The 25124-nt window shown below is 32.9% G+C and carries 20 protein-coding genes; 4 read left to right on the top strand and 16 right to left on the bottom strand.

Annotated features, from left to right (window positions below; all coding sequences use genetic code 11):
- Positions 1–113 precede the first annotated feature (113 nt).
- Positions 114–1262 carry a methionine aminotransferase gene (locus ABD745_RS21120; RefSeq protein WP_344834882.1) on the top strand — a complete coding sequence of 383 codons (1149 nt, stop codon included), beginning with the start codon at positions 114–116 and terminating at the stop codon, positions 1260–1262.
- A 75-nt stretch (positions 1263–1337) separates the two neighbouring features.
- Here the strand turns inward: ABD745_RS21120 and ABD745_RS21125 are convergent, their stop codons facing one another.
- On the bottom strand, positions 1338–2102 hold the full coding sequence (locus ABD745_RS21125) for an SDR family NAD(P)-dependent oxidoreductase (protein WP_344834885.1): 765 nt from the start codon (positions 2100–2102) through the stop codon (positions 1338–1340).
- Positions 2103–2201: 99 nt separating this feature from the next.
- A complete protein-coding gene (locus ABD745_RS21130; RefSeq protein ID WP_344834888.1) occupies positions 2202–3140 on the bottom strand; it encodes a helix-turn-helix domain-containing protein in 939 nt (312 codons plus the stop codon).
- A 156-nt stretch (positions 3141–3296) separates the two neighbouring features.
- On the opposite strand from ABD745_RS21130, the gene ABD745_RS21135 reads away from it, so the two are divergent.
- On the top strand, positions 3297–3455 hold the full coding sequence (locus ABD745_RS21135) for a bacteriocin (protein WP_344834890.1): 159 nt from the start codon (positions 3297–3299) through the stop codon (positions 3453–3455).
- A gap of 92 nt (positions 3456–3547) precedes the next feature.
- On the opposite strand, the gene ychF is transcribed toward ABD745_RS21135, so the two are convergent.
- From ychF to ABD745_RS21175, 8 genes are all read right to left on the bottom strand, one after another.
- Positions 3548–4639: a redox-regulated ATPase YchF gene (gene ychF, locus ABD745_RS21140; RefSeq protein WP_344834893.1), complete on the bottom strand. Its 1092-nt coding sequence runs from the start codon at positions 4637–4639 to the stop codon at positions 3548–3550.
- Between the two features lie 182 nt (positions 4640–4821).
- Entirely contained in the window at positions 4822–5373 is a 552-nt protein-coding gene (locus ABD745_RS21145; RefSeq protein ID WP_344834896.1) for a ferritin, read from the bottom strand.
- Between the two features lie 197 nt (positions 5374–5570).
- The gene (locus tag ABD745_RS21150; protein WP_344834899.1) at positions 5571–5867 is read right to left on the bottom strand and encodes a helix-turn-helix domain-containing protein; all 297 of its coding nucleotides are present in this window, start codon (positions 5865–5867) and stop codon (positions 5571–5573) included.
- A gap of 488 nt (positions 5868–6355) precedes the next feature.
- Positions 6356–7987, bottom strand: a complete 1632-nt coding sequence (locus ABD745_RS21155) for a beta strand repeat-containing protein (RefSeq protein ID WP_344834901.1) — start codon at positions 7985–7987, stop codon at positions 6356–6358.
- A 183-nt stretch (positions 7988–8170) separates the two neighbouring features.
- Positions 8171–9613, bottom strand: coding sequence for a tetratricopeptide repeat protein (locus tag ABD745_RS21160; RefSeq protein ID WP_344834903.1), 1443 nt, complete (start codon positions 9611–9613; stop codon positions 8171–8173).
- 539 nt (positions 9614–10152) lie between these two features.
- Positions 10153–11763, bottom strand: coding sequence for a glycoside hydrolase family 10-like protein (locus ABD745_RS21165; RefSeq protein WP_425549815.1), 1611 nt, complete (start codon positions 11761–11763; stop codon positions 10153–10155).
- Positions 11764–12235: 472 nt separating this feature from the next.
- On the bottom strand, positions 12236–14041 hold the full coding sequence (typA, locus tag ABD745_RS21170; RefSeq protein WP_344834907.1) for a translational GTPase TypA: 1806 nt from the start codon (positions 14039–14041) through the stop codon (positions 12236–12238).
- A 187-nt stretch (positions 14042–14228) separates the two neighbouring features.
- Positions 14229–14486 carry a DUF1294 domain-containing protein gene (locus ABD745_RS21175; protein ID WP_344834909.1) on the bottom strand — a complete coding sequence of 86 codons (258 nt, stop codon included), beginning with the start codon at positions 14484–14486 and terminating at the stop codon, positions 14229–14231.
- Positions 14487–14557: 71 nt separating this feature from the next.
- Between ABD745_RS21175 and ABD745_RS21180 the strand changes: the two genes are divergently transcribed.
- A complete protein-coding gene (locus ABD745_RS21180; protein ID WP_344834910.1) occupies positions 14558–14914 on the top strand; it encodes a hypothetical protein in 357 nt (118 codons plus the stop codon).
- Between the two features lie 8 nt (positions 14915–14922).
- Here the strand turns inward: ABD745_RS21180 and ABD745_RS21185 are convergent, their stop codons facing one another.
- The 5 genes from ABD745_RS21185 to ABD745_RS21205 form a co-directional block, all read right to left on the bottom strand.
- Positions 14923–16386 (bottom strand): 5-methylcytosine restriction system specificity protein McrC, encoded by a 1464-nt coding sequence (locus ABD745_RS21185; protein ID WP_344834913.1) that lies wholly within the window; start codon positions 16384–16386, stop codon positions 14923–14925.
- A 4-nt stretch (positions 16387–16390) separates the two neighbouring features.
- Positions 16391–18268: an AAA family ATPase gene (locus ABD745_RS21190; protein ID WP_344834916.1), complete on the bottom strand. Its 1878-nt coding sequence runs from the start codon at positions 18266–18268 to the stop codon at positions 16391–16393.
- A 35-nt stretch (positions 18269–18303) separates the two neighbouring features.
- On the bottom strand, positions 18304–18606 hold the full coding sequence (locus tag ABD745_RS21195; protein ID WP_344834918.1) for a hypothetical protein: 303 nt from the start codon (positions 18604–18606) through the stop codon (positions 18304–18306).
- A gap of 90 nt (positions 18607–18696) precedes the next feature.
- Positions 18697–21558: a type I restriction endonuclease subunit R gene (locus ABD745_RS21200; protein ID WP_344834919.1), complete on the bottom strand. Its 2862-nt coding sequence runs from the start codon at positions 21556–21558 to the stop codon at positions 18697–18699.
- 101 nt (positions 21559–21659) lie between these two features.
- The gene (locus ABD745_RS21205) at positions 21660–22586 is read right to left on the bottom strand and encodes a tyrosine-type recombinase/integrase (protein WP_344834923.1); all 927 of its coding nucleotides are present in this window, start codon (positions 22584–22586) and stop codon (positions 21660–21662) included.
- Between the two features lie 150 nt (positions 22587–22736).
- On the opposite strand from ABD745_RS21205, the gene ABD745_RS21210 reads away from it, so the two are divergent.
- Positions 22737–23843, top strand: coding sequence for a restriction endonuclease subunit S (locus ABD745_RS21210; protein WP_344834926.1), 1107 nt, complete (start codon positions 22737–22739; stop codon positions 23841–23843).
- A 51-nt stretch (positions 23844–23894) separates the two neighbouring features.
- On the opposite strand, the gene ABD745_RS21215 is transcribed toward ABD745_RS21210, so the two are convergent.
- The coding region (locus ABD745_RS21215; protein WP_344834929.1) for a restriction endonuclease subunit S at positions 23895–25124 on the bottom strand (1230 nt) is incomplete at its 5' end.

A 25124-nucleotide genomic window follows, 5' to 3' on the forward strand; every position in this document is an offset into this window, starting at 1 on the left:
GTTGATTGTTGCATATTTTTAAATAATTAAAAGTTATCGCTTTAATATCATATTTTTTAGCCTCAAATTTGAAAAAATAAATTAAATTCGGTGTAAGTAAAAAATTCGCTTTAATGATACAACTTCCTTTATCGAAACTTTCCAATGTAGGAACGACTATTTTCAGTCAGATGACGCAGCTTGCCAATGAAAATGAAGCCATTAATCTTTCACAGGGGTTCCCGGATTTTATGCCGGATTCTGAACTCTTGGATCTGGTTGACAATTTCATCAAAAAAGGTTTTAATCAATATGCTCCGATGGGAGGAATGATTGGTTTAAAGGAAGAAATAGCAAAAAAAATTGAAAATTCTCATCAAGCTGTTTATCATCCGGATTCCGAAATTACTGTTACTGCAGGCGGAACTCAGGCTATTTTTACAGCGATCGCAACTTTCGTAAAAAAAGATGATGAAGTGATTATTTTCGAACCGGCTTATGATTGCTACGAACCTACCGTAGAGCTTTTCGGTGGAATTGTAAAACGTTTTGAAATGAAAGCTCCAGATTATGAAATTGACTGGGATGTCGTGAAAAATCTGGTTTCAGATAAAACCAAAATGATTATTCTAAACAATCCGAATAACCCTTCCGGAAAGATCCTGAAGGAAAATGATATTCAGGAATTAATTAAGATTGTAGAAGGAACTTCGATTCTTATTTTAAGTGATGAAGTCTATGAAAATATTGTTTTTGATGGAAAACAGCATTTAAGTATCTGTAAATATCCTGAATTAAAACAAAGAAGTCTTTTGGTTGCCTCTTTCGGGAAATTATTCCACGTGACAGGCTGGAAAATCGGATATTGCGCCGCTCCGAAAATTTTGACGGACGAATTCAGAAAAATACATCAGTTCAATGTTTTTTCTGTGAATACTCCGATTCAGCTTGCTTTGGCAGAATACATGAAAAATCCGGATCATTACAATTATTTAAATCAATTTTTTCAGGAAAAGAGAGATTTTTTAAGAGAAGGTTTAGCCAATACTTCTTTTGAATTATTAGATTGTGAAGGAACTTATTTTCAGGCTTTGAAATATGATAAAATTTCTGATAAAAGCGATTTTGATTTCGCAAGTGAATTGACGATTACCCATAAAGTCGCAAGTGTTCCGTTTTCTTCTTTTTATAAAAATAAACTAAATGAAAATGTGATCCGTCTGTGTTTTGCAAAAAAACAGGAAACTTTGGAAAAAGCAATTGAAAACCTGTCCAAATTATAAAAGAAAAGCAGTAGAAATTCTACTGCTTTTTTATTTCTTTCTTTTTAAAACCTAAATTTCAAATCAAAATATTTTTTATAAAAACATTCCGCCTGAAGCTTCAATTCTCTGTCCGTTGATCCATCTTGCATCTTCAGTGCATAAAAATGCCACTACTCCGCCAATATCGTCTGGAACTCCTACTCTTCCTAAAGCTGTAGCACCTGCAATCATATCATTTACTTCCTTAATGTCTCTCACAACTCCGCCTCCAAAATCCGTTTCAATCGCACCCGGAGCAACCACATTAACTTTGATTTTTCTTGAGCCTAATTCTTTCGCCATATATTTCGTCAACATTTCAATTCCTGCTTTGACAGAACCATAAATAGCATATCCCGGCGTTGCAAATCTCGCCAATCCTGAAGAGATATTTATGATTCCTCCATTTTCATTAATAAACGGCAAAAATTTCTGAGTTAAGAAAAATACTCCTTTAAAATGTATATCCACAACATCATCCAACTGTTCTTCCGTTACTTCCGTAATTGATGAATGCAAAGATGTTCCGGCGTTATTCACTAAGTAATCAATATTTCGGCTTCCTGTATTTTCTTCCAGATGATCTCCAACTTGCTTTATAAAAGCATCAAAACTTTTAAGATCCTTCGTATCCAATTGATAAGCAATTGCTTTTCTTCCCAAAGCCTGAATTTCTTCAACTACTTTATCTGCTTCTTCCTTATTGCTTCTGTATGTGATGATAACATCAAGACCTTTTTGAGCGATTTTAATAGCAGAATTTCTTCCTAATCCGCGGCTTCCGCCAGTTACTAATACGATTTTTGTTCTTGTTTCCATTTTTTTTATTCTTTTTTTATTCTTTTTGATGGGACAAAGTTCAGCCTTTTTTTTAGGCAAGTGTTTGCTTCAATCAAACTGAAATTTGCAAAATTCAAATCACGAACGAAATTCTAAAGGAGCCAATGAAGTTTTCTTTTTAAAGAAGTTGGAGAAATGCGCAATCTCTTCAAATCCTAAGGCATAAGCAATTTCCGATACATTCCATTTTGTTTGTTTTAATAATATTTTGGCTTCCTGAATGATTCTTTCTGCAATGATTTCGGTTGTTGTTTTTCCTGTGCTTTCTTTCAGTTTTTTATTTAAATAATTCACATGAACCGCTAATCGGTCTGCATAATCTTTAGCCGTTTTCAGCTGTAATCTCTGATCCGAAGATTCAATAGGAAACTGCCTTTCCAATAATTCGATAAACAAAGAAACTACTCGTAATGAAGCATCATTCGAAGTAGATAATTTTGAAGCAGGCTGTAGTTTTTGTCCGTAATGAATTAATTCCAGTACATAATTTCTGATTAAATCATATTTAAAAATATAATCGGAATTAATTTCTTTTTTAATCTTGTTAAACAATTCTTCTATTTCGTTCGCCAATTCATCATCAATCTCAAACAAAGGAATATTTCCCGGCTGGAAAATCGGCAGATCTTCAAGTGTGCTGTGAGATTTATCTTTAATAAAAAAATCTTCGGTAAAAACACAGAAACTTCCCGACTGATCCGGATCTTCAGGAACCCAGTGATAAGGAACCTTTGGTGTTGCAAATAATAAAGCATTATTCTTAATCTGAATAATTTTATCTGCATATTCTGCCCTGTTTCTTCCTCTTATCAAACTGATTTTGTAATATTTCCTTCTATTATAGGGCATTTCGGAAGTTGCTCTTGCTCTCTCAATAGTTTGGGCAATATCAAACACATTAAAGTGACCAATATCTTTATGAAGACCCTTTGGAAAGATACTTTCAAGATCAGTCCCAAGCTTTTCGGTCATTTCCTGATAGAAATCTTCGAGTGAAGTACGAACGATTTTTTCCATAATATACTGTTTGCAAAAATCAAATGTACGAAATAATTGATCTGTGTTTCAAAAGATAAATTATTTGGGCAGCTAAATAAATTTATCCAATAAAAGTGATTTATTTATATTAATTTTCTTAACTTAGTTTTACTAACTCATTAAAAATCAATAATTATGAAAAATCAAAATGCACAAAAAGGCAAAAAGCTAAACAAAAAAGAATTGAGAGCAATCACAGGCGGTTTGATGGACTGTATTGATCCCAGAACCGGCGGATGCAGAATCGTCTCAATGGGTTGTGCACAATTACAATGCAGACCTGAGCTTCCTTAATTGATTAATACACAACACTCCCAAAAACTGCAAAAAACGCTCCCAAAATACATTGGAAGCGTTTTTCAATTATAACTAACTTTAATATTTTCTTATACGTTGAATCTAAAGTGCATGATGTCACCATCCTGAACAATATATTCTTTACCTTCCACAGAAAGTTTTCCGGCTTCTTTTATTTTTATTTCAGAGCCGTACGTCATATAATCATCGTACTTGATAACCTCAGCACGAATGAATCCTTTTTCAAAATCTGTGTGAATTACTCCGGCAGCTTGAGGAGCAGTCCAACCCTGCCCGATCGTCCAGGCTCTTACTTCTTTTACTCCCGCCGTGAAATACGTCTGAAGCTTCAGTAAATCGTATGCTTTTCTGATTAAACGGTTGACTCCAGGTTCTGTAAGACCAAGCTCTTCAAGGAAAATCTCTCTTTCTTCAAAAGTCTCTAATTCGTTGATATCCGCTTCAATCTGGGCTGCTAAAACTACTACTTCAGCACCTTCATTTTTAGCCATTTCTTCGATTTTAGCGATCCAGTCGTTTCCGTTTTTAATTGAATTTTCATCAACATTACAAACGTATAGAACAGGCTTATTTGTTAAAAGCTGAACATCTGAAATCACTGATTTTGCAAAATCATCCATCGGAAACTCTCTTGCATTTTTACCGTCTTCGATAAATTTCTCAAGATTTTTAAGTGTTTCGTAAGTCTGAATATCATCTTTTTTTCCAGATTTGATGAATTTTTTAGCCTTTTCAACAGCTTTTCCAACTGTTTCAAGGTCTTTCAACTGAAGTTCGATATCGATAATTTCTTTATCTCTCATCGGATCTACAGAACCTTCAACGTGAATGATATTTCCATTGTCAAAACATCTTAAAACGTGAATAATTGCTTCACACTCACGGATATTTGCCAAAAACTGATTTCCTAAACCTTCTCCTTTACTTGCACCTTTTACAAGACCTGCGATATCTACAATCTCCACAACAGCCGGTAAAACTCTCTCCGGTTTTACTATTTTTTCCAATTCGAATAATCTTTGATCCGGTACAGAAACTGTTCCCAGGTTTGGTTCGATTGTACAGAAAGGATAGTTTGCCGATTGAGCTTTTGCATTGCTCAGACAGTTAAAAAGAGTTGATTTACCTACATTCGGTAAGCCTACGATTCCACATTTCATATTGTAAAATTCTAAGTTTAAGGTTTAGTATTCAAGGTTTAGACAAATTCTGTTTTAAATTTTAAATTCAGAACCTTGAACTTTAAGCGTGCAAAGATAGTGATTTTAGGGAGAGTTTCATAATAAAAAAATCTGCCAAATATTTGACAGATTTTCAATAATTTAAATTCACCGATTGGGTTTTATGGATTATCTCCTGTAGCTTCCTGAGCCAAAGGAACACCATTTGGTGCATTTTGTAATGTTTTATCTAAAGTAAACAGAGATTCATCCGTAGCTCTGTCGCCACCTGCGATTTTTAACTTGTCGATAAGATTAGAAGCTAATGTTTCTTCTTCAATCTGTTCCTGAACAAACCATTGCATAAAATTCCATGTTGCCCAGTCTTTTTCTTCCAAAGACAAATCTACGATTCTGTAAATTGCCGTTGTATTATCTACTTCATGCTTGAAAACTCCTTCAAAACAATCCGTTAAAGATTCCGGATCTGCAGGAGGAGCAGGAATTGCATCAACTTTGGGTTTTCCTCCTCTGTTTAAGACATATTCCATGAATTTAATCGAATGATTTCTTTCTTCCTGAGCATGTCTGTAAAGAAAATTGGCAATTCCCTGATATCCTTTATCATCTGCCCAGATTCCATAAGATAAAAAAACGTGTGATGCGTGAATTTCTTTGTTCATTTGATCGCTCAATGCCTTTTCTATCGTCGGGGAAAGTCTGTTAGTATTCATAATAAAAATATTTTTGGTGATTATGGAAGTAATTATGCAAAAATGATTCCGATAAGATTTTATTTTTAATTACTTATTAAAAAATACTTTATAATATCCTGAATTACTTCATTTTAATCTAATAATTTATAGTTATTCTAAAATAAAATTGACATAAAAATATCTCATATCAGCCCCGTCTGAAGCTTAAAGATAGTTTACTTTACAAGCTTATATTCAAAGAGCTTTTTCCATTTAGAGAGTGTCGTTCTGCTTATATTATACTTTTTTGACATATAAGTAATAGAAAAGCCGTGCTTCTTTTGATACTTTAAAATTTTTAGCTTACTATAATCATCATATGATTTCAGTTTTTGATTCTTCCTTAAACTTTCATCAGACTGTGTAAAGAGTTTTTTATTTAAACTCAGTACGTTTTCCGTGGTGCTAAGGTTTTGCAAAAGATTAATTATTTGAGGGTCTTGTAATTTATCCGGAAAATCTATCTGTATCATATCCCGGTAAATCTGGGTATAGTTGGGTGGCATAACGATTGGTTTATTTCTTAAAACTATTCATGCTTTTTTAACCACCTATACAGCGTGGTTTTGGGAATAGCATAGCGTTTAATAACATCATCCGGACTTATCTCTTCCGAACGGATTCTTCTTATGATAAAATCTTTAATCTCCTGGGTATAAATACTTTTACGAAAATAAGGCAGCTTATCAGAAGTTATAATTTTTCTGCCCCCAACTCTGGCAGGTGGGGAATATAAGATCAGGTGGGCAGAATATAACCGGAAAAAATCATACTCTAAGATCTTGCACAATCTTAGTAATACATTTGTGTTTATTGATTCGTTCCGGTATATTTCTTCAACAAAATCTTCGGTGCAGCTCAAAAAATTGCATATCCTCTCCATACTCATCTGCTTTTCTTCAACCAGCTCCATGATAAGCTTACCTATATGGATTTCTTTATATAGCATTAAAGACGATTATTAATTAAGATAAGAAGCATTAAAAGACATGGAAATAGGATTACATGTCATATTCTGTCCGGAAGTAGTAGCTCCTCCGCTTCTTATCATTCTGACATCAATATCATGAGAACCTTCCGATAAAAATTTGACAGAACTAAGTGTATATTGTGTTTGTGCCTGTGTTGTTGGTTCCTGAGTTCTTAAAAAAACATTGGTAGCAACATTGTCAATAAATAATCTGGCCTCGTAAAAAGATGCCCCTCCTCCAGTGGGTGTGCTTGTATAATCAATTCCTAACATAAAATTAATAAATAATGCTTTGCCTCCTGTAGGAATAACAATACTCTGAGGGGTACCCGTTACTGTTGTATAACCCAAATTATTCACATTAAAAGTTGCTCCACTGGTTGAAGCCACCTCTGCTGTTGCCACTGAGGTAGCTGTTGCATTTAAAGTCCCACTGCTTAAAGAAAGTCCTGTTCCCAGTGTTACGTCTGTTAATTGTCCGGTTGCAGTATCCACTCCAAGGATGGTATTGGCAGTACCTGTTCTGGTAGATACCCTTGCATTACCCCTAACATCTAAAGTAGAAGCAGGGGCAGTAGTATGGAATCCAATGGCGGTATTCCCGTTTTTAAGAATAGTTAGTGCATTTTGTCGGGTAGCATCATTAGTACCTGCTCCTACCTGTACCAATGGATCAGTTGCTATCCAGTTTAATGCATCACCCGTTGTAAAAGTATTGAAACGGCCAGTATTAAATTCATTTGATGATGGCGTTTTTAATCCCTGTCCAATAGCTGCTGAAATATTACCTGATCCATTATTCCCTATACCAAAAATAACAGAACCTCCAGAAGCCAATGTATTACTTTGACCTGATACCATATTATATAATCCCCCAGTCACTGTATTAGAGCCTCCAAATACAGCACTTGAAGAGGATGATACCGTATTGCTACCGCCAGTTACAATATTTGTACTGCCAAAACCGAGACCACCAGCATTTATTATATTATTTGCACCAAAAATAACATTTGAGTTTGCATTCCCTAAATTCGTAGGATCAGCTATTTTACTATTATTTCCCCAAATAAAGTTTCGATTATTGCCACCGTTATTGGTAGCAATAGCTACAGCAGAGCCATTGGCTCCTCCAAAGGCATTGCTATTATTGTCTATGATAAAACGTTTAATGCTTCCGGTACCCAGTACAAGATTCTGAGTATCAGTCGTACCAATAAAGTTACCATCTGTCGCTAAACCTATCGCATTTGTTCCCGGATTCGTTGCCGTATTTCCAGTTAATTTCCATGCAGAAAGATCGGTATTAAGTTTTGTCCAGACTGAGCCATTGTAATAGTAATATCCCAAAGCATCTATATTTACTGCTGTACCAGAAAGTGTACCTGTTGAAATACTATTTACATAAATAAGTGTAGACGTAGGAACACCTGTCATACTTTGTGCTCTTTGGCGGTCTACTCTTGGTACTAAAAGTCCATCTACATTGGTTGTCGTTCCGGTTGTATTTTTTGCCGTCACATCCAAAGTAGATGTGGGTGTTGCCGTATTGATACCTACCTGCGCTTTTGCTGTTGTAAATAATGTAGATGAAATAAAAATAATTGATAAAATGTGTTTTCTCATAATTGGTTTTTAAGTATTATTCTTTTTCCCTTTGAAGTTCTCTGCAAATGTGTCATTATTAAATCAAACAAACACAAAAACAAGGGGATACAGATGTACTACACCAAATTTATATGACTGATTTACAGTACACTAAAATAACACAGCCAATAATGTTAAATTATCTCAAACCTTATCATTAGATTATATTTTTTTTAAAAACAAATAAATATCTTCATTAAGAGGGATACCCAGTTTCTTTCGTAAACGTTGTTTTTTCACCTGTACTGTTTTGGGTTGAACAAAAATATATTGGGCAATATCTTTAGAAGAAAAGTTTAACCAAATCATAGCACATAGAATAAGTTCTGTATTTACTAGCTTCGGATTTAATTCTATCAGCTTGTAATAAACTTCAGGATAAACCTCCTGGAAACGAGCCAAAAAAGCGGGATCATTTTGCTTGGCTAATTGTATGACTTCATCAAAAGCAGTGTTTACTTTTTGTTTCAGTTCTTTGTTTTCAACTTCTCCTCTCTCGATGGTTTCCTGTTTGATTTGCAATAAGACTTCTTTCTCTTTTTTCTTCTTTTTATAAAAAATGCAACCAGCTATAATCAATACTAAAACAAAAAAAATGATAAACCCAAGTACATAATAGGTATCTGTTTTCAACATTTCTTTTTCCTGATTTTTGTCTTTTATAAATTTATCTACAGAAATATTCACAGCATCTTTTTCGACTTGGCTCAGGCTGTCATTCAGATAAGTATATTTATAAAGGTATTCTTTGGCTTTTTTCTCATCATTCATAGCGTTGTAGGCATCGGCAATCGAATGATATAAGCTGCGAGTATCATGCACCCTTTTTATTTTCTTTGAAATATCAATAGCTTTAAAATAAGCATCCAATGCTTTGTCATATTGTTTTTGAACAGTATAAAATTCCCCATAATTCATATAAACAACCATTTTATCAAATAAAGGAAAAGTTTTTGTTTCCAAAGTATGTGTAGCAGCCGCCAGATAATAAGCCGCGGAATCAGCATTCTTTTTCCTTTCTAAATAATAATTGGCAATATTGGCAGCGGTAATAGGTGCAGGAATAATATGATAGGCTTTTTGCAGATTCGCATATATAGAATCGGATTGATTAAAAGCTTCGAAATTTTTCACCTTACTGGCATATATATAATGAAATAGCTTATCTCTTCTGCTTTTATTGATGACATTTTTATTCAGAATAATGGCTTTATCATAATTTTCATTGGATAGTTGAAATAATGCCAGTGCGTTGTACTCTCTTCCATATTCGGCATATAATAAGGTCTTCAAATAATCTTCATTGATCTTTTTCAGCTCTGCTTCTGCAAGACCGAGATATTTTAAGCTTTCTTCATAATTATTACGCGTACATAAAATATTACCAATGTTGATATATCCCCAAGCTATTCCTTTTGTATAGTTCAGCGTCTCCGATTTTCGAATCAGCTTTTTATTGAGTGCAATTGCATCATCAAATTTTCCTTTTACCCGAAGGCTGTAGTTGTCTTTGGATAAGGCGCTGTCGATCTCAGGATAAGAAGGTTCTTGCCCATTACCGAATAAAAATAAAACGATAAAAACGAGCATAAAAATGCGAATCATAGCTTACGGAATAATGTTTTTTCAAAAGCAAAGATAGAAAATCGAAAAATTCATGTGATTATTTTTAAATAAAATTCATAATAATGGATATCAAAAAAAGCTCCCGATACCTATTAAAAAATCATTCATATCATTAACTATTAGCTCAATCTGGTTATGTAGCGGCAAATTTACTATATTAAATAATTCTTCCATAATATTTATAATTTGGAAATAGTCAATATCAAACCTGTTTAACCTTTTGTTGAAGTTTACAGCTCTTTTTTGTTGGAAACTGCAAAGGCACAAAGTTTTTATATTATACAGCTTTTAAACTTAAGAACACTTCGACAGGCTCAGTGTGACAAAAGATTTCATTAAATATTTTACGATAAAACGGTAAGGTAAAGTCCTTGTGCTTTAAAACAGGAGTTTTAATTATACTTTGCACCTTTCTGGTTTCCAGCTATCAAAAATAAAAGCTGAAACAGGTTCATCATTAAAAACTCAGCAATCAATCAAGATCGCTGAGTTTTCATTTTTAGTATATTTTATTAAAATTACTTTATTTTCTTCGCCATATAGTCACTTTCGTTTCCTAATCTGTCAATGGCTTTAATGGCAACTGCATTCAACGTTTTACCGTCTTTATATTTAGGAATGTCTTTTGAAAGCTGATCCAGAGTCAGTATTTCCGTTTCCCAAACTCCGTTGTATTGGGTAAAAAGTACCCATTGGAAAACATCTTTTATATTTTTATTGCTCCAGCTCGTCTGTACAAAACTTCCGTTATCATTAATAAATAATGTTGGAGTCTGCAACGGAACAGTTTTTAGCCAAGGTGATTTCGGAACCAGTGCTTTTTCTTTGTAGGGTCCGTTTTTTAATGTTGGAAGCATGCTCGTATTTTTTGTTAAACCTGCAATACTCCAGTGAATTTCTCCCGCATCTTTTCCTAAAACCTGTCTTGAGATCTCAATCTGATTTTTAATTTCCGTCGGACGGTCTGAAGTTTTAATTTCAACCGTATTCAATCCCGGCCAAAGATGGCGATTCAATGTATTTTCGGTTTTCCACCAGTTCAATAGTGCTTCAAAAGGCTGTCCTTTTGATTCGATCGGCCAGTATAATTGGGGTGAGAAATAATCTACCCAGCCTTTATTCAGCCATAATTTAGCATCTGCATACAACTCGTCGTATTGCGAAGAACCAACAATTCCTTCAGGATAGCCAGGCTTCCAGATTCCAAACGGGCTGATTCCGAATCTTACATAGTTTTTCTCGGCATGAATTTCTTTATAAATTCTTTCTACAAATTTGTTTACATTATCTCTTCTCCAGTCTGCTCTGGATAAAGTTCCCCCACTGCTTACATAAGCGCTCCAGGTTGCATTGTCCGGGAAATCTGCACCTTTGTTATATGTTGCATACGGATAAAAATAATCGTCAAAATGAACGGCATCAATATCATATCTTTTTACAATATCTTTTACCACATTGGAAACGTGACCCTGTGTTTTCGGATCTGCGGGATCAAACCAATACATTCCGTTTTTTAACCTTACGACAATATCGGAAAGCTTATTCGCCATTGACAAGCTATTCGGAGAACCACCGTTCGTATGATGCGCACGATAAGGGTTTAACCAGACATGAAGTTCCAATCCTCTTTTGTGAGCTTCATCGATCCAGAATTGTAAAGGATCGTAGTTCGGATAAGGAGCTTTTCCTGTTTCACCTGTCAGAAAGTATGACCACGGTTCGACATTACTGGTATACAAAGCATCTGCAGAAGGGCGAACCTGAAAAATTACTGCATTGAAGTTGTTATCTTTCAGTATATCCAACATATTGATGGCTTCCGCTTTTTGCTGATCTACTGTTAAATTATTTCTTGAAGGCCAGTTGATATTCGCCACACTTGCAATCCACGCTCCGCGAAATTCTCTGTTGATGTCAGGGAGATTGGTTCTGAACACCTCATCTCCCGGAGGAGTTGTTACAGGTTTTGTATTGGCAATCGGTTCTTTTGGAATTGATATATTATTGTTCGGCTTTGTTGTATTTTTTGTCGGACTTGTTGCTTTTACCGCATTATTCTGAACAGAACAGGAAGTAAAAGATGTAAAAATTCCAAATAAAAATACCAGCTTTAGTTTATTCATTTTCATAGTCTGCAAAACTACATTAAATTATTTTTTTGATTTTAAAAATTACAATAATAAAATGTATTTTTTAATTTTAACTTGTTTAAACTTTTATTTGATAGTTTTAAATCGCAAAGGCGCAAAAGTATAGTTAAAACTCTTGTTTTAAGGCGCAAGGATTTATCTGCGATAAAATTTTACAACACAAACTTACTGAAAATCTTTTGTCACACTGAGCCTGTCGAAGTGTTCCTGAATTTTTAAAACAATATAAAGGTTAAAAATCTTTGCACCTTTGCGATTTTCCAGCAAAAATTCATTTCTTATGTAAACAGAACTTTTATTACTCACATAGTAAGTTTTGGCTAAAGCCAATTTATTAATTCGAATATTGAAAGCGGACTAAAGTCCGCTCCTATTGAATCATCCTAATGCGAAAATGTAAAACAAAAAAGCCCCGAAAATCGAGGCTTTCAATATATTTAAGAATTTGAGATTACGCTTTTGCTCCTCTTTCCATTCTTTTTCTTTCTTCTTCAGAAAGGATTTTCTTTCTCATACGGATGAAGTTTGGAGTTACCTCGATTGCTTCATCACCCTGGATATATTCCATACATTCTTCAAGAGAGAATAAGATTTTTGGTGCAACACCTGTATCTTTATCTTTCCCAGAAGCTCTCATGTTGTTCAACTGTTTTGCTTCAACGATATTTACAACTAAGTCACCCGGCTTGTTCTGCTCACCGATAACCATCCCTGCGTAGATCTCCTCACCCGGATCAACATAGAACTTACCTCTATCCTGTAATTTAGCAATAGAATATTCTGTAGCAGGACCTTGAGTTTTGCTGATCAATACCCCGTTACTTCTTCCAGGAATAGCCCCTTTGAAAGGCTTGTATTCTGTGAAACGGTGTGCCATAATAGCTTCACCTGCAGTAGCTGTCAACATCTGAGAACGCAATCCGATCAAACCTCTTGAAGGAATTTCGAATTCCATGTGCTGCATTTCACCTTTAGTTTCCATAATGTGAAGGTCACCTTTTCTCTGAGTCGCTAAGTCGATTACTCTTGAAGCATATTCTTCAGGAACATCAACAACCAAAGATTCGTAAGGTTCACATTTTTCTCCGTCGATTTCTCTCAGGATAACCTGTGGCTGACCAATTGTCATTTCGTACCCTTCTCTTCTCATTGTTTCAATTAAAACTGACAAGTGAAGAATACCTCTACCGAATACCAGGAAAGTGTTGGCATCATCAGTCTGCTCAACTCTTAATGCTAAGTTTTTCTCTAATTCTTTTGTTAATCTTTCTTTCAGGTGGTTAGAAGTTACATACTTACCGTCTTTTCCGAAGAAAGGTGAATTGTTGATCGAGAACGTCATGTTCAATGTAGGCTCATCAATAGCGGTTCTTGGTAATGGTTCAGGATTTTCAAGATCTACGAATGAATCTCCGATCTGGAATGCATCAAAACCTACAACAGCACAGATATCTCCTGCTTTTACTTCTGTAACTTTTTTCTTTCCTAACCCTTCGAAAACATAAAGCTCTTTTACTTTTCCTTTCAATACTTTACCGTCTGCCTGAGCAAGACCGATCCATTGAGATTCTTTGATCTCTCCTCTGATTACTTTTCCGATAGCAATTCTTCCTAAGAAAGAAGAAAAGTCTAAAGAAACGATCTGCATCTGTAAGTTTCCTTCTTCAACTTTAGGTTCAGGAACATATTGTAAGATACCATCTAATAATGGGAAAATATTGTCTGTCTGCTCTAATGAAGTGTTAAACCAACCTTGTTTGGATGAACCGTAGAACGTTGGGAAATCCAACTGCTCTTCAGTAGCCTCCAGGTTGAAGAATAAATCAAATACCTGATCATGAACTTCGTCAGGACGACAGTTTGGCTTATCAACTTTATTGATAACCACCAATGGTCTTAATCCTAATTCCAAAGCTTTCTGAAGTACGAATCTTGTCTGTGGCATTGGTCCTTCAAACGCATCTACCAACAAAATAACGCCATCAGCCATTTTTAAAACTCTCTCTACTTCCCCACCAAAATCGGCGTGACCGGGAGTATCGATTACGTTAATTTTAACGTCTTTATAAGTAACAGAAATATTCTTGGATAAGATCGTGATTCCTCTTTCTCTTTCAAGGTCATTGTTATCCATAATTAATTCCCCACTCTCCTGATTTTCTCTGAAAATATTGGTAGCGTGGATGATCTTGTCAACCAAAGTAGTCTTCCCGTGGTCAACGTGTGCGATAATCGCAATATTTCTAATGTTTTGCATAAAAGATTTTTACGGGTGCAAAATTAGTGATTTTTAATGAAATAATCAGCAACAAGTTTTATTAATTAATAATTTCATAATGAAGAAGTTAAAAGAAAAGCCCTTCTTACTCCTTTACATTGAATGAATTATCCTGATATCCAAATAAAAAAAACAGAATAAAAGATTAAATTTTTAATTAGTAATCTTAAAAATATTTTTGAAAAAAGTAAATCAGCACGACCTGAATCACTACAATCAATCCGAATTTCAACAAGAAAGATATCTTTGAAATCTTGTGCCTGAAGATGAGCATTCCCAATATGGCTCCGATTGTTCCACCCAGGAAGGAAAATCCCAACAAAGTATTTTCAGAAATTCGTCTTTGGTGTTTTATTGATTTTCTTTTGTCTGCACCAAAAATAATGAAAGTAATAAGATTAAGTATTGCTAATAGGTAAAACATAAGCAAATCTAAAACAAAAAAACAATGGTAAAACAAGAATCTTTAAATTTGTAATTCTTAATAACAAATCAATGACAGTACAGGAATTAGTGGGCAGCTATTCTGTTCAGGGCAACAATCAGGAGGAAACCGACCACATCTCTTATCATGGAATATTAACTTTGTCTCTCGATGAAAACAACCGCATTATCGCTCAATGGATTCTTGGTGACCATGAACAGAACGGTACAGGGTTTTATAAAGACGAGATCTTAGTCATTAACTTTAATTACGAAGGAGATGACCGTCGTATTTACAAAGGCGTAGCTGTATATCGTTGCATTGGCAAGGATGTTTTGGATGGATTCTGGTCTGAGAAGCATGGTGATCCGAGGTATCTTGGGAGTGAATATTGTGTGAGGATTAATACTTCTGAGTTTTTGAATTGATGTAAATTTTAAATTATTGGCAGGGTAATTCCTATTTTATAAATTTTATTATAAGCTTTTATTTCGTCATTTAACAGATTATCTAATAATAGTGCTTCATCGTTTTTATTGTCAATAGTTTTTGGATATATGATTAAACAAGGAATTTCTTCATTAATATCATTAACTCCCAATTCTTGTCGAACTTTTTTTAACCTTGCATACCCAGAAACCTGCCTTATATCTTCATGAATCTGACTATAATTATAATGCAATTTATATTTAGCATCTACAACCATCTTCTTTTCACCAGAATTTATTAAAAAGTCCAGTGAATTACCATAAGTTGAAAATTGATAATTCAGATCTTTCTTTTTTAAATGAGGGTTATCCTTCAATAATTTTGCAAATACATACAACTCAAACATTTTTGGCATATCGATCCAAAACGGTGGTGTTGAGATTTTTTCCTCTGTAGTTTTAGTAATATTGTAAGAAAATCTTTTTAAGATCTGTTGTCCTATGGTGAGAGCTTCTTTATATTCTTTAAAAAAAGGATTATGCTTGTAATGCTTTATCTCTTGTAAATTAACCTCTGAACCAAGATGTTCAAATGCGGGACGAATATAGTTGATAAGCCAGGAAATATCTTTTTTTTCTTTAAAATAATACTTATGGTTTTCTACATAATTAATACAAAAAGTAAATACTTTCTTTAAGAAACGGTTTTCTAAAGAATCTTCACCGAAAACCTGATATTCGCATACGGTATTGGTAAAACGATTTTTAAAAATATTTTGTTTGATTTGCCGACCTACTAATATTTTTCCTTTTACTCTGTTTCTTAAATTCTCCTGAACTTTATAATAGGACTTTTTCAAACCCTTTTTAGTGATCGCCTGTAAAATATTTAAGAATTTAGCAATAAGGAAAGGAGTTAATAAATCCTGTTTCTGGGTAACCGGAATTTCCTGAGCATCCCAATCTATTAGGAGCAGATTATTTGTATATTCAGAGATTTCTGCGTGAGACATAATCTGCAAAAGCATTCCAATTACATCTACTTCTTTTTCTTTGAGAGGATTATTATTTTCAGCGTGTTTTTTTGCTTCAGTATCAATTTTATTTATGTTCTCCTGCGATATATTCTCATTTTCCAATTCAGTTACTTTTTCAAAAGATTCTATCACGAAACAATTCAGCTTGGGTTCTACGTGAACATATCTTTTTTTCTCTTCACAAATCCAGTCGATGCCGACATAATAATTGGACTCCAATAGAATTTTGTTATCATCTTTTTTAAGCTGATAACAATTATAATCTTTATTTCTTTCTCTCTTGAAATTTCTAGGCGTTTTAGTTTTAATAAAATTAAAAGTTTCAAAAGATACATTTATTGTATAATCCTGTTCAGAAAACATACTATCAACGGCATTTTCTTCTTCACTTAAAAATACCGTTGCAGTTTTATGTTCTTGTAATTTGAAGCCCATCCACTTAAATTTTCAAATTAAAATCACTTTCAATCTTCTCGATTTGTTCTGCAGCATTATTTTTCAATACACCGTCTCTTATGTATTCTAAAAGAATCGGCTTAATTTCATAATTCCATCTTGTTTTATTATCTCCCCCTTCTGCTGTTTTATCAATAAAATAAGAGTGTCCTAATGCAACGTCTTTTGGCTCAAATTCATGAGAAATAAAATCTGATTTTGTTATATAGTCATCCGTTGTAAAGAGTGCTTTTACGGCTAAAAATAAATCGGTATAAAACTCACCATCCTTCATTTCTGCAGTTAAGTCTTTTGGTAAAACATCTACAAAAGCGAACCTTCTTCTTATAGCGTAATCAATATGTCCTACACTTCGGTCTGCAGTGTTCATTGTCCCGATAATCAATAGATTTTTGGGAAGAACTAACTTTTGAGAACCATCCACTTCATACATTGATTCTACTTCTTCATCACGATATTCTAAAGCATAGATAAGCTCTCCTAAAACAGATGAGAGATTTGCTCGGTTGATTTCGTCGATGATTAAAACATATTTTTTTTCACCTTCATTAATGATCAAATCATTTTTATGTGCTTCATAAAATTCCTTATATTTTGTATACAATTCAAAAAAATATGTTGCGTGGCTTTTTGTTAACGATTTTAGTGAAGTATTCTTTACAATATTCTTTCTAATTTCAGGATTACTCTCAATGACTTTTTTAAGTTCAGAAAAACGAATATTTAGACCTTTTGGATGTCTTTTCCAATTATCACCTTTATATTTGAATTTTTTTTCATCTACTTCTGAGATATAGATATTATTTGTCAGTTCAAATTTTTCATCTTCTGCGATTTTTAAAATTATAGAAAGCCTGAATTGCTCGAAAACTTCTTCATCATAAATATTAAGTGAAGATTTTTGTAAACCTTCTAAATTTTTTATAGCATCTTCAGCAAATTTACCCAAAGTTTTATTCTCTGCTTCGTAGGTAATGCCTTCACCATCATCATTTGGTTTGGCAACAATTCCTCTTACAAAATCTTCATAAGTATAGCTTGGATGAAACTGTACAGTTTTTACTGTATCTTTATTTTTTTCTAACAGAAAGTCATATATATGTTTACTAATACTTACTAGATAAGAAGCATTACCGTTTTGGTTCCATTGGGATATTTTATCGTTCCAGCCTTTGCTTTCATAACATTTTAATATTTGATCAAAAGTTACTGGATATTCATTAACGGGGGCAGATTGGGGAATAATTATTATTCTTTTAATCAGAATATCAACTTCTTTTATCTGGAATGAATAATTTTCTTTAGTTTTCAACGTAAGTCCTTCATAAATAATATCTCCAATATGTTTATGAGAAATATTTTCGGGTACATTTTTAGAAGAGATAGCTTCTGCTAATAATTTTGCTTCTCGGGTTTTTCCTGTTCCTGGAGGTCCTTGAAGTATTATTTGCTTCTTATAATTCAATAGATCTATATTTTCTTTCATTTTACTCATATATTTTGTTTGAGAGAATATTCTGTTTATATCTCCTTCAAAAGATATTTCTTCGAGCGTATTTGCATACCATTTAATATCAGTTAGATCAAATTCTTCATTAGTTATCCAATCAATTTTAATTGATGACTTAGATAATATCTCAGTAACTATACCTATCTGACTAATTCTTAAGTAGCTTTTTGCATCTGGTTTTCTTCCTCGCACATATGTTGACTTTAAAGCAAAGTAATCACCAATAGAAATCTCAGAAAACAATTCGGAATATTTATCTTCTTCATATCCATTTTCCCAAATCCCATTATCTACAAATCTATCAAACTGGCTTTGTTTATTCCAAGTATATCCCCCAATAAAATATCTCATATTTTTATTAATTCTCTATGAACAGTTATTTTATATTAATTCAAAATCTCAATCCTACCTGCAAAATGCGACTCCAACATTCTTTCCAATAGCTGAAACGCTCTCGAATCTGCAAAATCGCTTGTTCCACTTGAATGAAAATGAAATTCTAAAATTCCTTTGGGATCATCAATGTTGTATTCAAAATAAAAATGATTTGCATATTGCTCTCCTTTGTGAGAGATTATCTTCCCTGAATCATCAACTTCCCAAGATCGAATCTCATTATCGATAATTTTATCATTGATGTCATTTTGTAAGTCTTTCGGACTTTTTGTAGATACTTTTAAAATTTTCATAGTTTAGTTTTTAATAAAAAAATTATTGTATGCAATTATATATATAACTGCTCATGAAAACTTACGGAAACCCGTAAATAAGATTAAAGATTACGAAGCCACCCCATCAATAAATACATCTACAAAATCTTGCACTTTCTGAATAATTCTCCTTCCGATATTATTACGTTCAGTCAGCTTTGGTTTTATTTCAAGTAGCTTTAGTGTTTCACTTATTTTTGGAGTTTTAGAAGTAAAAAGGAAGTCGTCTATAGCATCTCGAAATCTATCTTTATTCAGAGATTCTTCTGTGGCAATTTTTTCAAAAGCTGAGGCTTTTTCTTTATTCCAGTATTTTTCAAATTCTTCATTGACGTTGTCTCCGTCAGAAATATGAGGGAGATTTTCTTCTATGAACTTTTCTATAAGTTCTTTCTTACTTCTCAGTTTTGCATCTCCGGAAAGAATATCTCTAATTTCTTTTTTCTTTTTTTCTAATTTATCTCCTTTCAGATTTGAATCAGTAAGATTGGCTAAAAGAGAAAGTATATAACTTACATTGATTTCATCACGATGAATCAATTCCAGCTCAAAGTCAACATCATCTAAAATACTAGTTTTTCCTTCTGTTCCTACTTTTCCTTTTAAGTCGGTCCAAATATCTAAATACTTACTTTTATACCCATCAAATTCATATTCGGTCATTTCTAATTTATCAAAATCAAAATCAGCAAATGATTTTAAGACATTCAGAACACGCATTACTTCACGAAAAGCGGTTATAAATTCAAATTTTTTCTGTTCAGTTTGATAATTGTTGACACTGTCAATTTCCGGAGCAACAATCTTTAATGTATCTAAAGCAGCATTGAAAAGCTCAATATAATCTTCAATCGGATGAATAATAATTTCCTGAATCGCTTCTTTATTAGAAAATAAAGTTACGGCATCATCAGTTGCAGATTTTAGATTACGGAAACAAACAATATTTCCTTGCGATTTCTTTTCGCCTAACAATCTGTTGGTACGCGAAAATGCTTGTATTAATCCGTGATATTTCAGATTTTTATCAACAAATAAAGTATTCAATTGTGGACTGTCAAATCCTGTCAGAAACATATTGACGACAATAATCAAGTCAATTTCTTTATTACGGACTCTTTTAGCAATATCATTATAATAATTGTAAAAACTCTGGCTGTCTTTGGTCGTAAAATTGGTTCCAAACATTTCATTGTAATGACCAATATATCTTTCCAACACATTTCTGCTGTGAGAATCTCCATATTGTGCCTGTACTTCTGCGACCATTCCTAACTCCGGTTCCTCGTAAATTCCGGTGGCATCTTTAGACTCTTCATTGGTTCCATAGCTGAAAATTGTTGCAATTTTCAAGTTGTGCCTGTTTTCCTCTTTTTTCTTCTGAAAAAGATCATAATATTTCTGCAAAACATCAATACTGCTTACACAAAACATTGCATTAAAAGTACCGTTATGCGTTTTCCTTCCGTATTCTGCTATTAAATAATCTGCAATCTTTTCAAGACGTTTCTGACTTTCAAGCAGTTCCTGTGTATCTATGGCTTCAACATCAGTATCAATGTACGTATTGCTTCCTTCTTTTTCCTTGTATCTTCCCACATATTCCACAGAAAACTTTAAAACATTATCATCACGAATGGCATCTGTAATCACATATTTATGCAGACAGTCTTCAAAAAGTCTATTCGTCGTTGCCGGAGCGCCGTCTATTTTCCCAATTGAATTCACTTCAGAAATCGGAGTTCCTGTAAAGCCTATCATTTGGGCATTTTTAAAGTATTTTTTGATGTTCTGATGCGTATCACCAAACTGACTTCTGTGACATTCATCAAAAATGAAAACCACCTTTTTATCTTTCAGTTTGTCAATTTTATTGCCGTGTTTTTCTTTGGTAATTGCCGTATTTAACTTCTGTAAAGTCGTTACAATAAGTTTAGTATTATCAGAAAGTTGTTTAACCAAATGTGCTGTATTTTCCGTAGCATCCACACTTCCTTTTTCAAAAGCATCAAATTCTTTTTGAGTCTGGTAATCCAAATCTTTTCGGTCAACCACAAAAACAACCTTCTCAACTTTCGGAATTTCTTTCAGAATCTGACTGGCTTTAAATGAAGTCAATGTCTTCCCCGAACCTGTTGTATGCCAGATAAAACCGTTCTTATCGGTATTTCTTACTCTGTCAACAATTTTCTCAACGGCATAATATTGATAAGGTCTTAAAACCATCAATATTTTATTCGTTTCATTCAAAACGATATACTTGGTAATCATTTTGGCAATATGACAAGGCTCTAAAAATGCAGGAGCAAAATGGTCGAGTTGAGTGATGTTATTGTTGTGTTCATCAGACCAAAAGAAAGTTTGCTTAAATGTCTGCTTTGCGTTGTTGGAATAATATTTTGTATTAACTCCGTTACTTATGATAAACAACTGAACATAATTAAACAATCCACTTCCAGCATTGAAAGACTGATGATGATAACGGTTGATTTGATTGAAAGCCTCTTTCATTTCAAGACCACGGCGTTTCAGCTCAATTTGTACCAAAGGTAGTCCGTTGATTAGGATGGTTACATCATATCTGTTTTTAAAGTTTCCTTCCTGAGCAATTTGATTCGTTACCTGAAACTGATTCTGACACCAATGGTCTTGGCTGATAAATTCAATCCATTCCGAAGTTCCGTCGTCTTTAAAAAAATGAAAACGGTCACGTAATGTTTTAGCTTTTTCAAAAACATTTCCTTTTGAAAGATGATTGAGGATTTTTTCAAACTCAGTATCTGAGAATGTTTTTTTATTGTGAATTTCGAGCTGAGTCTTTAGATTTTTAATTAGGTCTGCCTCATTACATATTGTAACTTTTTTGTGACCTAACTGTTGTAATTGTTCTACTAATTTCTGCTCTAAAATATATTCCGGCTGACTTGACATTCGGTTTTGAGTTTTGGTTAAAAACTTTGTCAGAAGTATGAGTTCTGACAAAGTGATTGATAGTTTTACCAAATGTAAGAAATTATCAACGATAACTAAAACTATTTTAGTGCTTTAAACATCTGGTCGATTGCTTTCTTCTTCTGTTCAAGATTTGGATGCACATACAAATTCAAAGTTGTACTGATATTCGAATGACCAAGCAAAACGCTCACGGTTTTATAGTCGCATTTGCTTTCGATACAACGGGTTGCAAAACTGTGTCTCAAACCGTGAAATTTGATATCTGGAATTTCCAGAAAACGCATCAGGTTTTTATAATAGCTTCGGTAAGTTCTCGGTTCCGTAGGTTTAGAATCGTTTGTTAGTACATAAAAAGCAGGATTCACAATTTTCTTAAAAGGTTTGAGCATTCTCAATAAATCTCTACTCATTGGGATTTCCCGGATGGAATTTTTTGTTTTAGGCGTATCAATCAACAATTCTGTTTTTCTTTCACCATCTTCAATGACGTAAATTCTCTGAATGGTTTTTCGAATATTGATAATCCCATTATCGGTATCAATATCTTCCCAAGTCAACGCACAAATCTCGCCAATCCGCATTCCCGAACAAAGACAGATATAAACACCTAAATTTCTAAAGGTAAAATGCTCCTGAATATAGCTCATCACTTTTTTCTGATGCGTTCTGCTCAACACTTCAATCGTATGCGTTTCACGAACTGTAGGATACTGAACGTCAAAATTGATAAACTCAATCCATTTATTCTTTGCACCAAACTTTAACACCATTTTCAAAACAATAAGAATGTCTTTGATACTTTTCTGACTTAATCCCTGCTCTAGCTTTTGAAATACAAACTTCTGTACATCTTTGTCCTCAATCTCAGAATAGTCTTTAAATACAGGCAATAAATGATTTTCCAACAACAGCACATAAGCCGAAAAGGTTGATTTTTTCACATACAGCTTTTTGTCATTCTTCCATAGTTCAGCGATTTCTGCCAATGTCTTCTTTCTTGTCATAATTTTTTTGATTTTTAAATGATTTTCTAACTAGTCTCAAAAGTTATGAATTAACATTGGGGATTTTTAGTTATTGAGCTTTAACCTGAGTTTTAATCAATCTTTGCCTTTCCTAATTTACGATTTCCAAAGTTTGAAGGGGATTGGAAAATGATTAGGTTAGGTGAATTAACCAAATTAATAACAAAAGGCACTACACCTAAAAAATTTGTAAGTGAAGGTGTAAAATTTATAAAAATTGAGTGTTTTGAAGATAATATAATTAATTCAGAAAAATGTTTATACATAGGTGAGAAAGTACATTATAAAGAATTAAGACGTTCTATATTAGAGGAAAATGATTTACTTTTCGCAATTGCAGGAGCAACCATTGGAAAAACTAACATTGTAACAAAGGAAATTTTACCTGCTAATACGAATCAAGCACTCGCAATTATAAGATTAAATACAAATGAAAATATAAATTTTATATATCAGATTTTAAAATCTGATATAATGCAAAAATATATTAAAGATTCCATTTCTGTTGGAGCTCAACCAAATTTAAATTTGCAACAGATGAATGATTTTTCATTTCATCATCCATCATTATCTGAACAAAACAAAATTTCATCTTTGTTTACTTCTATTGATGAAAGAATCCAAACTCAAAGGAAAATAATTGAGAAGTTAAAAACCTTAATGAAAGGGAGCCGTGAAAAAATATTTTCGCAGAAATTAAGACTTAAAGATGAATATGGAAATCATTTTTCTGATTGGAGAGTTGAATATTTAGGCAATATTTCTACTATTACTACAGGTTCTTCAAATAGAGCAGACTCCATCTTAGATGGAGATTATACGTTTTTCGACAGGTCGCAAGATATTCGAACAAGTTCACGATATCTATTTGATAAAGAAGCTATTATTGTTCCTGGAGAAGGGCAAGAGTTTATACCTAAATATTTTGTTGGAAAATTTGATTTACATCAAAGGACATATGCTATTTTCGACTTTTTACATATCAATGGTAGATTTCTTTACTATCAAATATTAAACGACGATAGACACTTGCAATCGCAAGCTGTTGGCTCAACAGTGAAGTCATTAAGATTACCAATGTTCCAATCAATGCCAATAAAATTACCATCCTTAAAGGAGCAAATTAAAATAGTCAATTTTTTATCTTCTATTCAAGAAAAAATTGATATAGAAAAAGAGATTTTAGAAAAGTTAGAACTTCAAAAGAAGTTTCTTTTGACTAATTTGTTTGTTTGATGAAAAAGCCTGTCAAGGTTCAAAACCTGACATGGCTCTTTGAACTTAAGCTTAAACAAAAAGATTTTGTAATAAATACTTTTTCTGATTTTCGTATTGAGTAAGCAATTCGTTTTCTATGTTTATTTTTTCATCAAACTTTGATAAAAAACGAGCCACTTTATTTTGTATAGCTAAACTTGGAATTGTAATTTTTAGATTCAATAAAGTATTTTCGTGAATCCGTTTACTTCCAGAGCCGCTAGCTATATCTTCTAACTTTTTATAAAATGATTCTCTTGAAAAAAAATAAAATAGATACTTAGCATTAACTATATTTTCGTTAATATCCAAAGCGGGGACATCTGCGGATGATAAAAAACCATCATATTTATCAGGAATTATTGCAAAAGCTCCATTAAATAGGTTTTGCTTACCATAGATGAATTGCCCTTTTTTTCTAATAAAATAATTTGTTGCGCCTAATGATAGTGAATCTGAATTTTCATTTTTATGAACACCCTTTAAATGTAGTTTTACAGTTAACAATTTTTCTTTATCAATAATATTAGGCTTTACTTTGTTTGGAATTTTTAAGAAATCACTTAAAAGAATTGTATTTAAATCTGATAGATTTTGTTTAAATAATTTTTTAATTATAAAATTCTTTTGCGTTATTAAACCCTCAATTATTTTCATTGAACATAATATCCTCTTATCCAAAATAGATAGAAATTCAGAAATCTTTTGTTGTTCTGAAAGTGAGGGAAAGGATAAATGAATATTAGAAATCCTACCCACATTAATGCTTAATACTTTAGAGCCTTGTGCTTCTCTTTTTATCTGATTTCTTACAAAATCAGATTTTAATAAATATCCAAGAAAACCTTTAGAAAAATTATTTTTTTGCGGTCTTGCTAAAAGAGTATGCAAACCAGAAAGTAATTTTTCTCCATTAAGATTTGTAATTTCGATACTTTTTCCAACATCATTTAAATCTTCAGAAGCATCTGCAAAAATTATGTCTCCTTCTTGACAATAAAAATCTTCTGAAATCCTATTTAGAAGAATATCTTCATTTATATATGGGACATTTTCTTTTCCTAAATCAAAAAGAGTTTGAAATTTAGTATGAATATCTCCATAGTGAACATTTTTTACGGTTCCTGATTCATAATTGAGATTATCTCTTGAATAAGAATTAGTTACTTTGAAATTCATTAAGTCTCCCAGTTTCTTATTTTTCCATTCATCATTGAATTTCAAAAACCTCAGTTTGGGTATATTTCTCGAATTAGGAAA

This window comes from Chryseobacterium ginsenosidimutans, assembly GCF_039536845.1.
Lineage (GTDB): Bacteria > Bacteroidota > Bacteroidia > Flavobacteriales > Weeksellaceae > Chryseobacterium > Chryseobacterium ginsenosidimutans_B.

What these genes read in the sequence shown, in the direction of transcription:
- ABD745_RS21120 (WP_344834882.1), top strand. Translation starts at nt 114, where the DNA reads ATGATACAACTTCCTTTATCGAAACTTTCCAATGTAGGAACGACTATT.
- ABD745_RS21125 (WP_344834885.1), bottom strand. Translation starts at nt 2,102, where the DNA reads ATGGAAACAAGAACAAAAATCGTATTAGTAACTGGCGGAAGCCGCGGA.
- ABD745_RS21130 (WP_344834888.1), bottom strand. Translation starts at nt 3,140, where the DNA reads ATGGAAAAAATCGTTCGTACTTCACTCGAAGATTTCTATCAGGAAATG.
- ABD745_RS21135 (WP_344834890.1), top strand. Translation starts at nt 3,297, where the DNA reads ATGAAAAATCAAAATGCACAAAAAGGCAAAAAGCTAAACAAAAAAGAA.
- ychF (WP_344834893.1), bottom strand. Translation starts at nt 4,639, where the DNA reads ATGAAATGTGGAATCGTAGGCTTACCGAATGTAGGTAAATCAACTCTT.
- ABD745_RS21145 (WP_344834896.1), bottom strand. Translation starts at nt 5,373, where the DNA reads ATGAATACTAACAGACTTTCCCCGACGATAGAAAAGGCATTGAGCGAT.
- ABD745_RS21150 (WP_344834899.1), bottom strand. Translation starts at nt 5,867, where the DNA reads ATGATACAGATAGATTTTCCGGATAAATTACAAGACCCTCAAATAATT.
- ABD745_RS21155 (WP_344834901.1), bottom strand. Translation starts at nt 7,987, where the DNA reads ATGAGAAAACACATTTTATCAATTATTTTTATTTCATCTACATTATTT.
- ABD745_RS21160 (WP_344834903.1), bottom strand. Translation starts at nt 9,613, where the DNA reads ATGATTCGCATTTTTATGCTCGTTTTTATCGTTTTATTTTTATTCGGT.
- ABD745_RS21165 (WP_425549815.1), bottom strand. Translation starts at nt 11,763, where the DNA reads ATGAAAATGAATAAACTAAAGCTGGTATTTTTATTTGGAATTTTTACA.
- typA (WP_344834907.1), bottom strand. Translation starts at nt 14,041, where the DNA reads ATGCAAAACATTAGAAATATTGCGATTATCGCACACGTTGACCACGGG.
- ABD745_RS21175 (WP_344834909.1), bottom strand. Translation starts at nt 14,486, where the DNA reads ATGTTTTACCTATTAGCAATACTTAATCTTATTACTTTCATTATTTTT.
- ABD745_RS21180 (WP_344834910.1), top strand. Translation starts at nt 14,558, where the DNA reads ATGACAGTACAGGAATTAGTGGGCAGCTATTCTGTTCAGGGCAACAAT.
- ABD745_RS21185 (WP_344834913.1), bottom strand. Translation starts at nt 16,386, where the DNA reads ATGGGCTTCAAATTACAAGAACATAAAACTGCAACGGTATTTTTAAGT.
- ABD745_RS21190 (WP_344834916.1), bottom strand. Translation starts at nt 18,268, where the DNA reads ATGAGATATTTTATTGGGGGATATACTTGGAATAAACAAAGCCAGTTT.
- ABD745_RS21195 (WP_344834918.1), bottom strand. Translation starts at nt 18,606, where the DNA reads ATGAAAATTTTAAAAGTATCTACAAAAAGTCCGAAAGACTTACAAAAT.
- ABD745_RS21200 (WP_344834919.1), bottom strand. Translation starts at nt 21,558, where the DNA reads ATGTCAAGTCAGCCGGAATATATTTTAGAGCAGAAATTAGTAGAACAA.
- ABD745_RS21205 (WP_344834923.1), bottom strand. Translation starts at nt 22,586, where the DNA reads ATGACAAGAAAGAAGACATTGGCAGAAATCGCTGAACTATGGAAGAAT.
- ABD745_RS21210 (WP_344834926.1), top strand. Translation starts at nt 22,737, where the DNA reads ATGATTAGGTTAGGTGAATTAACCAAATTAATAACAAAAGGCACTACA.